Source organism: Bartonella capreoli (assembly GCF_902813205.1).
Taxonomy (GTDB): domain Bacteria; phylum Pseudomonadota; class Alphaproteobacteria; order Rhizobiales; family Rhizobiaceae; genus Bartonella; species Bartonella schoenbuchensis.
Genome location: NZ_CADDZX010000006.1, coordinates 21,574 through 35,834 on the forward strand (window position 1 = coordinate 21,574; position 14,261 = coordinate 35,834).

A 14,261-nucleotide genomic window follows, 5' to 3' on the forward strand; every position below is an offset into this window, starting at 1 on the left:
GAAATACATATTTAAGGATATATACATGCGTAAAAGAAGTCTTTTATTATGTACCGTAAGTGGGTTTTTTTTATGTTCTTATTATAGCACAAGTTATGCACAAAATAATAATGGAGTAAATAGTTACCTACGAAGTAGTAATGCAATAAATGCAATAATTGCTGATGGCTCTTCACAAATAAGAAACGGAGGAAATTTTTCAGGTTTTTATGCTCTTAGTGCAACGAATGGTGGAACTATCAATGCCACAAACATTCATGCAACAGGCGGACAAGTTGGTTTGCTAGTCTCAGATGGTAAGATCACTCTTTTAGATTCATTTGTAACTGTCGAGCGTGGAGCTGGTATCTCCTTCTTTTCTTACAAACAACCAGATTTAAGACGGGATACCGATGTAGTAACGTTTATCAATACAAAGCTATTTGTTAAAAGTGGTATGGGTATTTTAGGACCTTCTACAAACGGTACAGTATTCCTTAAAAATTCAGAAATTGATGCCGATGTTTTAGTGAAAAATAGAGTACATAAAGGAGACAACATTGGTACTCTTATACTAACCGCAGATCACTCTGTTTTAAAAGGTGGTACAAGGATTTTAAAACAAAAAGATATAGACGAAGCAAAGGCACAATTGGCACGTAATCGTGTAAGTGATCGAACAGAGATCTCCATTTTACAACTTATGAGCCAAGAAAATCCTATAGAACGAATTCCTGAAGGCATGAAGAGGCTAAGAGCAGAAAAATATTATAAAGCTAAACAAGCAGCAGTAGAGGCATATAAAAGATATTATAATGATCGAGATGCGGTGGGGAGTTTACAGCAGAAAACAGTTTTAAATCTCAATAATGGTTCCACATGGATCTTAAGGGTTAGTAAAACAGAAACAAGTGCGAAAGATAAACTGCTTGGGCCTATTCCAAGAGCATTGATTCTTGATATTGCTCAAAGAGCCCGCTCTGATATTTCTGTGCTTAATATCAACAATAGTACTATTATTTTTGAAAGCCCAACAGAAGGTCATTATCAAACATTGTATGTGGGATCAGGAACACCTGGTACCCGAGAAGTCTATAATGCAGGAGGTAATGCTAAGCTCTATTTAAATACTAATGGGCAAAAAGCTGACCGCTTATTTATTAGGGGAAACGTATCAGGATCAACAACGGTATATGTCAATTTTCATAAAAATGTTCCGGATTCAGAAAATTTGCTTTTTGTAACTGACTCTCTTCCTTTAAATAAACGTGGGATTTCTCTTATCCACGTTGCCGGACACGCAACAAAGAATTCTTTCAAACTAGCGACGCGTTATATTACAATCAATGGTTCACCTTACAAACATACGTTAAATGCTTATGGATCAACATTACGTAATGATTTACCTAACATTAACCAAAGAACATCGGATATAAATCCATATTATAGTAATACTTTTTGGGATTTTCGCCTGCAAAATCAATACCTCCCCAACTCAAACGTAAAGGCTCTTTTACCGCAAATGGCAAACTATTTAGTAATGCCAAATGCTTTATTTGCTGCAGGTTTCACTGATATTGAAAATCAAAATGCTCTTTTAACTAATATTCGAACAATGCCATGGGAAATGAAAAATGATAAAAAACTTTCCTTTTTTATATCTTCTTATGGAAACAAAGTGACTTTATCATCTAACCGTACTGCACTTGAATACGGTTATGGTGCTGATATTAGTTATGCTGCTTTACAAACGAGTGTTGCATTGGCTGCATTGGAAGGGCAAAATACTTCTTCATATTTTGGGCTTTTAGGCACTTATGGAAAACTGTCCTTCACGCCACAAAATATGGCAGATGTTAAGAAGACTACATTTGATAAATGGCTCTTCACGGCCTATAGCAGTATACAGCATAACAATGGAGTGTACATCAATACGTTCTTATCCTATGGTCTCTTTAGAGGAAATATCTCCAATGCTATTATCGGTCAAACCGCGAGAGTGGATGATGCTAAAACGTGGAGTGTGTCTGCTACTTTGGGAAAACAGCTTGTAACCAGTATTGAAGGTTTAGTATTTGAGCCACAGACACAGATTGCTTACCAGCAATTAATGTTTAATACCATTCAAGATACCGATAACTTTAAGGTGGATATGAGCAATCCTTATCAATGGTCAGCGCGTATGGGTGGGCGTTTGGTTAAAAATGTTAACCAGTTTGAAGACGGTCGTACCCTTTCTTTCTATGGTAAGCTTAATCTTATCAGTGTTTTTGGTGATGGAGGAACAGTACAAGTTGGCAAGAAGAGTTTCTATTTTGACCCTATAGGACCTGCAATTGAAGGGGGAATAGGTGTTAATGCAGAACTTATTCAAAACGTTACATTCCATGGAGATATTAGTTATCAGCAAAAACTTCAAAAAGCTGGCTTATCTGGAGCTATTTTCTCAGGAACATTGCGTTATCGCTTTTAAAAATATTATTTTACTTTGATCAAAAAGGTAATTTTATGTGCTTGTTTTTTTGATAGGAGGGAGTTTTTTGTGTTATCAAAAAGGAATTAACCTATCTAAAAAGTTGCTTTTCTATTTTTGTGAAAGAGCTAAAGTATGATAGGTATTTTGATTAGCAATTGAAAATGTCTGAGCACTAAGTTGTTTTTGTATCTGTAAAGCTGATAGACGTGCTGATTCAGCATCCATATTAATATCAACTAAAGCCCTAATATTTGAGTCGATATTTCCAACTAATGTTTTGACAAGTTCAGGCTGAATATCAATTAAATTAATTATAGAATTAATTTTAGTTTCTGCAGTTAAAATCGAAGTAATTGAGTTTTGAATATTGTTCTGAAGACTCTCAAAAAGGATATCGCGTACTTCAGTAGATAATTGATCAATATCCCTCATTTTTACAAAATCTACCAGAGAGATACTTTCTGCAACTGTCTTAAGTTCAGCTTTTGTTTTATTTAATACTTCATTATCTTTTGTGTTGTCATCAATAGCTTGCTGAGCATCATTATACACCACTTTACGAGTCAACGAAGGATCAGCAGCATAGTGAGTTTTTGCTTGAATAAAAGTATCTTTTAATTTTTGAAAGTCTTTTTGTGCCGTATCAAACACCACTTTGGCCGCATCAAAATTCATTGTTGTACCTGTATTAAAAATATTCTTCAAAATGCCTTTAGACATATCGATTGTGCCATCGATATTTAAAACACCAAAGTTCAATTCTGGACCGCCAATTTCAATGCTATCAACATAAACAGTTAAACCCTCATGCCTATAAGAAGAAGGAATTTTGGCTTTCATCCCACCATTGGCAACAATATTTCCTGCACTAATAGCAGCCTCTTCAATGGCATAAGAGAGATCTTTCACATGTTCTGCAATATGATCTTGAATCTTTGAAAAATCTTCAGCCCCCTTGGTGTATGCAGAAATCACCAATTTTTCGATTGTGTCTAACGAACCTTTGGTAAGCTCAACCACAGTTTTTGCAACTTCAACCTGCTCTTTGCTCTGCTTAATAGCATCAACAACTGAAACTATTGTAGCACTATCATATTTCATCATTGGTGAAATTGACTCATAAGCAGCGTGATCTGGCGTATTGCGAATTTGTAACTCTGCTTCACGCTGATCTTGTAGTCGGCTTAAATGATTATCAATTGATTGTACTGTTTGCAATGCAACCGCTGACTGGTTTACAAATAAGTTTATAGCCATAATTAGCCCCCAAAGAAAAAATAGATGGGATGCTAGGAGCCCTCCCCCAAGCTTGCATCAAAAAAATAAATATCTATTAGAAATATAAATTAAAGTATATTTTTATTTTTATAATAATAAAATACTTTGTAAAGTATATTTGTATTTTAAATACAAATATATATTAACTATAGTTAATGACTGTGCTAACTATATTTAAAAAGATCTTATTAAACTTCCAACGAGCAGATTCCAACCGTCGATTAACACGAAAAACAAAATTTTAAACGGTAAAGAAATAACTGTTGGTGGAAGCATCATCATCCCCATTGACATTGTCAATGTCGCCACAACAAGATCTATTACCAAAAAAGGTAAAACAATAAGAAAGCCAATTTCAAATCCACGGCGTAACTCAGAAATCATAAAAGCAGGAATTAAAACCCGAAAATCGATATCAGCCCCTGTTTTAACATTAAAAGAAGGATCGGAAAGATCTACAAACAAATCAAGATCTTTTTCACGAACCTGCGATATCATAAACTCACGAAAAGGTTGGCTAATTTTTTCTATAGCTTTTTGTTCGCTGATTTCACTTTTTATTAAAGGCTGAACCCCCTGCTCCCAAGCAGTATTAAATGTTGGTGCCATCACATAAAAGGTCATAAATAAAGCCAATGATATCATCACCAGGTTAGAAGGTGTCGTTTGCAGCCCTAAACCTGAACGCAAGAGTGAAAAAGCAATAACAAAACGAGTGAAACTTGTCACCATAATTAACAAACCAGGTGCCACTGATAAAACGGTCAACAAACCAAAAAGCTGAACAATCCGTCCACTGATTTTGCCGTCAGTTGGTGCGAGGAGCCCTGAAAGGCCACCAGTGCTTGCCAAATTTGTTTGTTGTGCAAACACGTCTGTAGCATCTGTTGTTACCAACAAAAGCATCATGAATACAAAACCGACAAATTTCTTCATTGTTCTATTACCAAACTTGAAATCAAAATATTACTTATTTTATCGTCAGAACGAATTTTAGCGCGATCAAAAAGATCGGTACGTAAATTCATTAAACCCGATGGCCCCTTTACTTGTTCAATTGTCATTTGATGTAAAAACGATACAAAATCATTCGATATATCGGCCACCATATCCGGCGAAATATTTTCACCAGGTTTAACAACTAATGCAACCTCCATTCGAATCCAAGTTTTATCCGGCACCGCTATATTAGTCAAAATAGGAGGCAAAATAATCATACGTGAATCGTCCATAATCAAACTTGCTGAAGTTTTTGCCACTGGTTCTTTAGAATCATTGGAACTTGGTGTTACTTCTTTACTCATCCACATACCAAGAAGCCACCCAGAAGCTGCAGCAACGACTGTCAAAACAACCCCAACGATCAATAATGTTTTTACACCATTGTCTTTATTGTCTTTTTTTTCTGTTTTTTCTTCTTCCTTCAGCGCTTCTGCCATAAAGAACCCCTTATTATTACAAATAATGAAGTAAAATTATTCTATTGATTGCCTGAAATTATTATTAAACGAATCTCAAATTTAAAAAGACCCTTATAGTATAACGAATTAAAAAGGAGCAATTTGATTGAGTAACTGTTGACCGTAAGGAGGTTGCTGTATTTCACTCATACGTCCACGCCCTCCATATGAAATGCGTGCTTCAGCAATTTTGTCATAATCAATCATATTATTGCCAGAAATATCACGTGGACGAACAATCCCCGCAATATTGAGAATACGCATTTCATAATTAACCCGCACTTCCTGCGAACCACTAATAACCAAATTACCATTTGGCAAAACATCTGTTACAACAGCAGCAATGGAAAGACGAATGTTTTCTTGCCGCTCTACTTTACCATCACCTTTAGATTGGTTTGATGATGATGCTTCAACACTACCTGCAAGCTTTTCTAAAAACGAATACTGCGTTCCAACAGTATATTTGGAACTTGAATCACGCTTTAAATCACTTTTATTATTAAAACTAGCCCGATCATTAATAAATATTTGCACAGTCAATACATCACCAGGCTTCATTGCCCGTGGATCACGATAAAAGTTATTAACAACATTGGGACGATAGAGCGAATATTTGCTTTCTTTTGGTGCCGGTGGATAAAAATGGGCTGCACGTGAAGGCGCAAAGCCTAAATCTGCACGTACGGGAGAAAAATCTGGTGCCGAATTAAAATCCTTCGGATTATAAGAACAAGCAGCCAATGGCATTAACATCAAAGCTATGCCAGCCTTTAAAAAAAAGTGTAAAGAGCGTTTTTGACTGTGTTTCATCTTTTTCACTTTCATCATTACTTTGTATCAATCACTTGTTGTGCTTGTTTCTTTTTTGACGAGGTCTGTTGTGCACTCACAAGTATTTGCGTTAATTCAGCTGATTTTTCAGGAGGCAACTCATTCATAATAGCACTTGATATTTTAGGGCTAAGCTTAAGCACAAGTGAAGCTGCCACCAGGTCACTCATTAAAGCTAATTGAGCAGCGGCTGCATCGGGACGCATCTTTGAAATAATCTCAACCAAAGAATCCTCTGCCATTGACAAAAATTCATTACGCTTTTCGAGCCAAACTTCATATTCGCGCCGTTTTTCTTCTAAAGTTTTTACACGTTCATCAATTTGATCACGCAATTGTTGTAATTGTTGACGTTGTAATTGAAAACGCGCATCTGCAGCCTGACTGCCAATATTATCACAAAAACGTTCTACTTCTTCTGTGTCTTTTTTAGACAAACCTTGTGTCGATGAAACAGGTGAAGCCTTTATCTCTGAAGCACTATCTGCAGGTGTTGTCGTAGATGTTGTTGCAGGTGCCTTTGTAGGCGCTTTTGCCTGATCCAACCGGTTTGCAGATTTTACCTTCTTTGCGGGCGAAGGAGCTGGTGCCGATTTTTGTGCTGGATCGGTAACAGAAGCAAAAATGAACATTGGCTCAGGGCTTAGATCAAGTGCATCTTGCGCATAACCCTTACCCGCTCCACATACAATGAGCATCGCTACATAAAACCAAGAAGAATAAAATTGTAATTTTATCATTGAACAATAAGCTCCGCATGAAGAGCACCTGCAGTTTTAATAGCCTGCAAAACTGCTATAATGGCTGTTGGTTTGACACCAATCTGATTAAGCCCTTTAATGAGATTATCTAAATCTACCCCATCTAAAATGCCAATGTTGGATACTGGCTGATTAACATCAACAGATGTTCTGGGCACAACAACCGTATCTCCATCACTAAAAGGATTTGGCTGTGAAACAGCTGGCTCTTCTGTTACACGAACTGTCAAACTTCCGTGTGAAATCGCCACACGTGAAACACGCACCTTTTCACCAATGACAACAGTCCCTGTACGTTCATCAACAACCACACGTGCCACTTCATCTGTAGGAATAGGAAGCATTTCAATTTCAGCAATAAAACGCGCCATCGAAATATTGCGGGGTTTATTCAAAACAACAGTTTTTGCATCACGCTCTTTAGCAACATTGTGCTTATAACGCTTATTGGCAAAAATATTAATTAAATCTGACACACGAACAGCCGTTGAAAAATCAGAGTTGCGCAACTCCAAAATAATCTTATTACTCTGGTTGAAATTACCTTCAATCTTCTGCTCCACCAACGCACCATTAGGAATACGACCCGATGTTGGAACACCTTGCGTCACACTTTCTGCCACGCCTTGAGAACCAAAACCAGAAATAACCATATTACCTTGCGCTACCGCATAAGTTTTACCATCCGCCCCAAGAAGCGGTGTCATCACCAATGTCCCACCTTGTAAAGACGTTGCATCTCCCAATGCAGAAACCGTCACATCAATGCGTGATCCTGGTGTGGCAAAGGGCACCATCTCAGCCGTAACGATAACAGCAGCAATATTATTGGCACGCGATGCACCAGCAGGAGGGCTCATCCCCAAATTATCAAGCATGGCTCGCATAGCTTGCTCTGTAAAAGGTGCATTTCGTAAAGAATCACCCGTACCATTCAAACCAATCACCAAACCATAGCCTACCAATTGATTAGAGCGCACACCTTGAATTTCTGCAATATCTTTCAAGCGTGCGACCGCACCTGGACGAGCCAAATCTGCGTAATGCATTTTAGCAGGATCACCACCAGACCCTAACCAAGCAGCATCAGATGCCGCTGGAGAAGTATACTGTTCTACATTTTTGCCCCCTTCATCCGCAAATGCTGGAATAAAGACTGAAAAAAAGCCTATCAAAGAAGCAAAAAAGAAACGAGAAAGAGAACGCACAACCATTAAAAACCTACTCTCACGTCACCATTTTGTAAAACAGTGCCCATTACAATACGGCCTGAATCGGCATTACGAACGCGAATAAGATCGCCTGAGGATCCCGACTGTAAAACCACACCCAAAGCAGTGATCTGCAAATTATTCGTTTGAAAAATTAATTTGGTTGTCTGACCACGCTCGACTAAAACCGGGTCCCCCAAAGAAGCAAGTGAAATGGGGCGACCAGCCGTTAAGGTGCGCTTTGCAACTTTATTAAGAAGCTGATTCATCTGTGTAGCATACAAAGAAGCAGCTTCAGATTTTATAAAAAAACTTTTTTCACTTAAACCTACATCACTCACACGCTGCCCAGCATAAACGGACTTATTAGGAACAATAAAATTGACCCGATCAGCATAAACTACTGTCAATGAAAAGAATGATAACAAAAAGGCTGTAAGTAGAAGCAAAAGCTTTTTCATAGCATTTACCTTAAATTCTTAGAAACAACCGCCGCCATTTCATCTGACGCCTGAATAACTTTAGAATTCATTTCATAAGAACGCTGCGCTGCAATCAGTTCTGTGATTTCTTTTACAGGATCAACATTAGAAGATTCAAGCATTGCTTGCATAATGCTGCCATATCCATCATCTTTTGGAAAACCTGGCACCGGCGCACCAGAAGCAGGTGTCTCACGGAAAAGATTATCCCCTACTGCTTCCAAACCAACTGCGTTGACAAAGTTAACTAAATTAAGGCGACCAGCTTCCACAGGGTTGGGGTCCATATCAGTTTGATAATAAACAGTTCCATCAGGACTTACTGTTATATTCTTACTTCCTACAGGAATTGTGATAACAGGTTGCACTAAATTGCCATCCAATGTTTCAATCTGCCCTGTTTCACTTAAATTAAAAGCACCTGAACGTGTGTAAAAAACATTGCCATTAGGATCTTGCACTTCAAACCAGCCATTTCCGTTAATAGCTAAATCCAATGCATTACCAGTTTGAACAAAAGCCCCTTGCATATTAACCTTACGAACTGCTGCAGTGCGCACCCCCATTCCAATCATCGCACCCTCAGGCATAATAGCTTGATTGAGCATATTGGGAACACCAACCGCACGATCTGCCACATACATTAAATCGGCAAATTCTGCGCGCGCACGTTTGAAACCTGTTGTGTTAATATTTGCTAAATTATTAGCAATAACATCAAGGTTGGTTTGCTGAGCAGCCATACCTGTTGCAGCAATTGAAAGTGATCTCATGACCATGGTTTTTTCCTATATTTTTTAACTCTGTTCAGCCTGTTTTAAATTTGCATCCGGCTCACTTCAAGATATGCTTGTACCATCTTATCACGTAAAGCAATAGCCGTACTTAACGACCGTTCAGCTTCCATCACAGAATTCACAACTTCACGCACCCCAACATCACTGCCAGCCAAGCTACCAATAGAAAGACTTTCTGCATTTTGTAATTTCATTTCAGCTGCCCCTACAACTTCAGACAAAATTTTACTAAAACTGACACTGCTGCTCTCTTCAGCTGCCTGAACAGGTAAATGTTGCATAGCAGCACTATTCATCTGCCCGCTTACTTGGCTTGATGAATCCAAAGAACTGCTAGATATTATGGAAGTGAGGGCCTGGATCATTTTTTAACGCTCCTACAAAAATTCAAATATAAAATTCGCCGATAACGCAATGAATTGCCTTATCATTTCAGTAAATCAATTGTCTGTGAAACCAAATCGCGTACCTGGCGGACAACTTGTAAGTTCGCTTCATAAGAACGATTTGCTTCACGCATATCTGCCATCTCTACAATAGAATTGACATTGGGATATTTCACATAGCCATTACTATCAGCAGCCAAATGTCCTGGTTCGTAACGCATAATAAAAGGTGCTTTATCATTGCCAATACGTGTCACTTGCACACCTTGTGCATCACTGTGCGGATTAAGAGCAGCTGCAAAACTGACAGTCTTGCGCCGATAAGGTGCTGCACCTGGAAATTTCCCCGTTGAATTGGCATTGGCTAAATTCTCAGCAATAATACGCAAACGCATTGACTGTGCACTTAAACCTGTTGTAGCAACTTGCTCTGCCGCAATGAGTCTATCAGCCATAATTTTAAGACCCTCCTTTAACTGTCACCATCATCATACGATGAAAAGCCTTAACAATGGCAGTGTTGAGAGACATATCACGACTAACCTCCCCGCCTTTACGCATTTCCTCTTCTAAATCAACATTATTTCCAGAATGCGTAATTTCCATCACGTTTTCAGAACGAATAGCTCGGGCTTCCATACCATTGTCCGTCAAATCTATATGACGGACATTGGTAACAGCCATGGAAATCGTTTGGTTTTGCAAAATAGTTGGAAAATCTTGCACATCACGGGCTTTGTACCCCGGTGTATTAGCATTAGCTACATTACTAGCGATCGCCTTCTGGCGCACAGTTAACCAATCTGCTTGTTTATTGGCAATATCAAAAAGATTGACTGAATCCATAATTTTATAATCCTTAAATTCTTGGGAGAGATGATAAGAAAACAATCTTGCGCGAGCCTTGTCTGTATGTTTTTTAAAGTAAAATAAAGTAGAAACATCAACTTATATTTATAATTTTAAGAACAGTAATTTAAAAAATAAATAGAAACATAATATATAATGTATAAATTTTATATCAACCTTGTCCTTTGTAAGTCATAAAAGAAAAACATCGGTTTTTACTAAAAATTGTCTCTCTACCTTCATAAATTAAAAGCCATTTTTCTCTTATAGATACTGAATAATTGCTATTGATAAACAAAATAACCTCTTGAAAAGACGCTCTTTAACTTTGGTCTCTCATAGGCAATTATTGACTTTTCAATAACCTTGCCAATTCATCGTAAGGGTCATTAACAAGCGGCATATCAGGGCTTTGTTTCATAGCAGCATAAATAGATGGCACTAAAAAAACTGCCTGATCAAGGACATGATCTGTTCCTGCACGATAAGCACCCATTGCACGCAAATCACGTGTTTCTTCGTATCGAAAAATCATTTCCTTCAAATTTTGAACCAATATGCGCTGTTCATCTGTCCAACTATGAGGCGCCAAACGTGAAATAGAAGCTGGAATATCAACGGCAGGAAACCTTCCCTGGGCAGCAATAGCACGATCAAGCACAATATGGCCATCTAAAATCCCGCGAATTGCATCAGAAATAGGATCATTATGATCATCACCATCAACCAACACTGCATAAACACCGGTAATAGACCCCTTGCCTTCTCTACCAGGACCTGCTCGTTCTAATAAACGTGGCAACTCACTAAAAACCCGGGGGGGAAAACCACGTGAAACAGGTGGTTCATGAGCAGAAATAGCAATTTCACGCATCGCTAATGCATAACGTGTAACCGAATCGACCACGAGTAAAACATTGTCACCTAAGGAAGAAAAATATTCTGCAATTGTTGTAGCCATGATTGGAGCTAAACGCCGCATCATTGGGCTTTCATCACCTGTTGCAATCACCGTAACTACTTTGTCTAATTTGTTGTGCAATGTATCATCAAGCATATCACGCACTTCACGGCCACGTTCACCTGTAAGTGCTAAAACAACTGTATCAAAATGATTAGCTTGCATCATCATCGACAAAAGGGTTGATTTTCCAACCCCAGAGCCAGCAAAAATTCCAATACGCTGACCAAAGCAAAGAGGTGTGAAAATATCAATCACTTTAACGCCTGTACGTAACCCCTTTTTCACACGTGCACGTTTGAGTGCTGGTGGCACATCACCCTCAACCGCCATATTGCGTGGGCCAGAAAGCAGTGCCCCTTTACCATCGATAGCCTCCCCCAAAGCATTAACAACACGACCACACCAAGAACGATCTGGCGCTACAAAAAGCGGACCTTGCGGAAAAACAGAAGCCATAAGAACAGGAACAACGGTTTCATCATAAGGTTTAATTAAAACATTTTCTTCATTAACATGAATAATTTCACCCCGCACTGTCTGCCCATCACAATCAATACACACTGTATCCCCAAGCAATACAGATTGTGATAAACCACGCGCAACCAATGTACCACGCGCCACATCGCTTATAACCCCCCCTTGATTAACCAAACAAGAGGAAGGGTCATTTTGATGTGTTGCAAAAGAAAGCAATCGGCTCAAAGCTGTAGGTGGAGCATCTGCCTGTTTTTCCCCAACAGATAGAACAGCACCCTCTCCATTCGTAAGATCTGTCCCTTTAAGCTCTGCATTCGTAAGATCTGAATCTGCAGGATCTGCATCTACAGGAGAAGTCTTTGTATCTGAAGAAACCATTGGCGTAGTATCTGTTAAAACGTCCGTTGATGCAGAATCATTTTTGCTTTTTTGCATTGCATAATACACTCTTCATAAAAGACTTGTGTGATCAATTATTTTAAGATTTTCCACCAAGAATTTGAATAGATTTAGAACGCATTTCTTCCTGCTGACGCAACATTGCCTCAACCCGTTCAAAAGCGCGACTTACCTCGATAAGACGCGTCATTTCGACCACACCATTCACATTAGAACTTTCAATGTAACCTTGTACAACCTTATCACCAATCCCCCCTTCTGATTGCATGGCAGGCCTATCAGGAATAACAGAAGCATTAGGACCATAACGCAATTGAGTCCCTTTTTGAAATTGAAACAGACCAATTTTTCCAACCAAAACATCCTTTTGATAAATGCTCCCATCTGCTGAAATACGAGGAGTACCCCCTGCAGGATTAAGCTGGATTGGTGCGCCCCCATCATCCAAAAAAGGCAGTCCTGTTACTGAAACCAAACCACCTTCTGGCGTCATAATCATTCGACCATCGCGAGTATAAACTGGCCCAAAAGCAGCCTGCATAGAAAAATATGAATCACCCCCTACAGCAACATCAAGAGGATTACCGGTCTTTACCAAAGCACCCCGATCTGTTGAAATATATCCCTTACCAGCGCTCGCAAAAACGACCTGATCTCTTTGTTCACGTGCAACGGAAGATACCAACGTGTCAAACTTCATACCACCAGCGCGAAAACCTGGTGTATTAACGTTTGCCATGTTCTGCGCAATTGTTTCCATCTGGCGCGCCAAACTGATTTGACCCGACACTCCCACATAAATCGGATTTTGCATAAATCTGCCTCTTTTTCTTATACTATTAACAATCTCTTTAAGCACTACCACGCTTAAGAGATTGTAAAGCCACCATTGTCTCAGGAGAAAACGCTAATCCGCTTCCTGAATTTGAATTTTGCAAAAGTGTGAGAGCAGGATTTGTATCTGTTCGATTTTGCGCATCATACATAACAGAAAAACGTGCAATAAATTGCTCTAATTTCTTTGGATCTTCTAAATCTGCAAGGGACATGCGTGATTCCAATAAAGATTTTTGCGCTTCAATTTTTGATGAACGCACACTTTCTGGAATATTCAGAGCCGTAAAAACCACCGCTGATAAAGCTTTATCGCCGAGAATTTGATAAGCCCAACTTTTTTCTGAAAGAAGACCACCTTTTGTCATTTCCCCAATAGTACGGGTAAAATACAAAGCCAAACGCGTTCCTTCATTTTCTTCACCAACTTTTACTTCTAAAGTTTGCTGCATATATTTATTTACAGTGCCTGTTTTTGCACTCTCTTGTTGAGTAGCTTCTTCACCATAAAGGCTAAAATTAAAGGCTTCTGCAAATTGCTGATAACGCCTATCTGTTAATTGAGAAGCATAAAGAGGGTCTGAAAGCACTTTACGCATCATACCTTTTGCATAAATCATATCTTCCAAACCATAAGCCTTCATAGCATAGCGATAGATTCGATCGTCTGCCAAAAAATCATCAACTGATCTTATACCTATAATATGACTTACATAATAGTTTGTCTCACGCTTAACCTGAGGCTCATTAAAAAGCTGACTCGACGTTTGTTTCATATTATCGATTGTACTTCTATAACTCATATATGTGCTAATCATAGCAAACCTTTCTCTCAGCAGACTTCTTTAAAGTATAAAACTTGTCTGAAACTGATGATAAAACTGCTTCTTATTGCAACAATATTTTATTATGACAATATTTTCAATTTAGCGTTTTTGATATACTTAAAAATTTTTTCACAAATTCTTGTGCATTCCAGCACTTTTTTATAGCATGACATAAAATTACAAACAATTCATCATGAAAAATTGGTAAGCTTTGCACAAGCATAAACATTTATTTTCCACCGAAACT

The 14,261-nt window shown here is 38.5% G+C and carries 15 protein-coding genes; 1 reads left to right on the plus strand and 14 read right to left on the minus strand.

What is annotated here, in order from left to right:
• Positions 1-25 precede the first annotated feature (25 nt).
• Positions 26-2,452 (plus strand): autotransporter outer membrane beta-barrel domain-containing protein, encoded by a 2,427-nt coding sequence (locus tag J7R05_RS05770; RefSeq protein ID WP_208541574.1) that lies wholly within the window; start codon positions 26-28, stop codon positions 2,450-2,452.
• A 111-nt stretch (positions 2,453-2,563) separates the two neighbouring features.
• On the opposite strand, the gene J7R05_RS05775 is transcribed toward J7R05_RS05770, so the two are convergent.
• The 14 genes from J7R05_RS05775 to J7R05_RS05840 all read right to left on the minus strand — a co-directional run bounded on the left by J7R05_RS05775 (position 2,564) and on the right by J7R05_RS05840 (position 13,963).
• Positions 2,564-3,712 (minus strand): flagellin, encoded by a 1,149-nt coding sequence (locus J7R05_RS05775; RefSeq protein WP_208541575.1) that lies wholly within the window; start codon positions 3,710-3,712, stop codon positions 2,564-2,566.
• Between the two features lie 195 nt (positions 3,713-3,907).
• Entirely contained in the window at positions 3,908-4,669 is a 762-nt protein-coding gene (gene fliP, locus J7R05_RS05780; RefSeq protein ID WP_208541576.1) for a flagellar type III secretion system pore protein FliP, read from the minus strand.
• Positions 4,666-5,172, minus strand: coding sequence for a flagellar basal body-associated FliL family protein (locus J7R05_RS05785; RefSeq protein ID WP_208541577.1), 507 nt, complete (start codon positions 5,170-5,172; stop codon positions 4,666-4,668). Before J7R05_RS05785 ends, fliP begins: the two co-directional genes overlap by 4 nt.
• 108 nt (positions 5,173-5,280) lie before the next feature.
• The gene (flgH, locus tag J7R05_RS05790; protein WP_246468240.1) at positions 5,281-5,949 is read right to left on the minus strand and encodes a flagellar basal body L-ring protein FlgH; all 669 of its coding nucleotides are present in this window, start codon (positions 5,947-5,949) and stop codon (positions 5,281-5,283) included.
• 74 nt (positions 5,950-6,023) lie between these two features.
• The gene (locus tag J7R05_RS05795; protein ID WP_208541579.1) at positions 6,024-6,767 is read right to left on the minus strand and encodes a MotE family protein; all 744 of its coding nucleotides are present in this window, start codon (positions 6,765-6,767) and stop codon (positions 6,024-6,026) included.
• A complete protein-coding gene (locus tag J7R05_RS05800) occupies positions 6,764-8,002 on the minus strand; it encodes a flagellar basal body P-ring protein FlgI (RefSeq protein ID WP_208541580.1) in 1,239 nt (412 codons plus the stop codon). Before J7R05_RS05800 ends, J7R05_RS05795 begins: the two co-directional genes overlap by 4 nt.
• A complete protein-coding gene (gene flgA / locus J7R05_RS05805; protein ID WP_182480320.1) occupies positions 8,002-8,460 on the minus strand; it encodes a flagellar basal body P-ring formation chaperone FlgA in 459 nt (152 codons plus the stop codon). The genes J7R05_RS05800 and flgA overlap by 1 nt, the downstream gene beginning before the upstream one ends.
• Before the next feature lie 5 nt (positions 8,461-8,465).
• The gene (gene flgG, locus J7R05_RS05810) at positions 8,466-9,254 is read right to left on the minus strand and encodes a flagellar basal-body rod protein FlgG (RefSeq protein WP_208541605.1); all 789 of its coding nucleotides are present in this window, start codon (positions 9,252-9,254) and stop codon (positions 8,466-8,468) included.
• Between the two features lie 44 nt (positions 9,255-9,298).
• Positions 9,299-9,643, minus strand: coding sequence for a flagellar hook-basal body complex protein FliE (gene fliE, locus J7R05_RS05815; RefSeq protein ID WP_246468233.1), 345 nt, complete (start codon positions 9,641-9,643; stop codon positions 9,299-9,301).
• Positions 9,644-9,705: 62 nt separating this feature from the next.
• Positions 9,706-10,119: a flagellar basal body rod protein FlgC gene (gene flgC, locus J7R05_RS05820; protein WP_208541581.1), complete on the minus strand. Its 414-nt coding sequence runs from the start codon at positions 10,117-10,119 to the stop codon at positions 9,706-9,708.
• 4 nt (positions 10,120-10,123) lie between these two features.
• The gene (flgB, locus tag J7R05_RS05825) at positions 10,124-10,510 is read right to left on the minus strand and encodes a flagellar basal body rod protein FlgB (protein WP_208541582.1); all 387 of its coding nucleotides are present in this window, start codon (positions 10,508-10,510) and stop codon (positions 10,124-10,126) included.
• Between the two features lie 349 nt (positions 10,511-10,859).
• Positions 10,860-12,389, minus strand: coding sequence for a flagellar protein export ATPase FliI (locus J7R05_RS05830; RefSeq protein ID WP_342385331.1), 1,530 nt, complete (start codon positions 12,387-12,389; stop codon positions 10,860-10,862).
• A 43-nt stretch (positions 12,390-12,432) separates the two neighbouring features.
• The gene (gene flgF / locus J7R05_RS05835) at positions 12,433-13,167 is read right to left on the minus strand and encodes a flagellar basal-body rod protein FlgF (RefSeq protein ID WP_208541583.1); all 735 of its coding nucleotides are present in this window, start codon (positions 13,165-13,167) and stop codon (positions 12,433-12,435) included.
• A 37-nt stretch (positions 13,168-13,204) separates the two neighbouring features.
• Positions 13,205-13,963 (minus strand): DUF1217 domain-containing protein, encoded by a 759-nt coding sequence (locus J7R05_RS05840; protein WP_246468234.1) that lies wholly within the window; start codon positions 13,961-13,963, stop codon positions 13,205-13,207.
• Between the last annotated feature and the right edge of the window lie 298 nt (positions 13,964-14,261).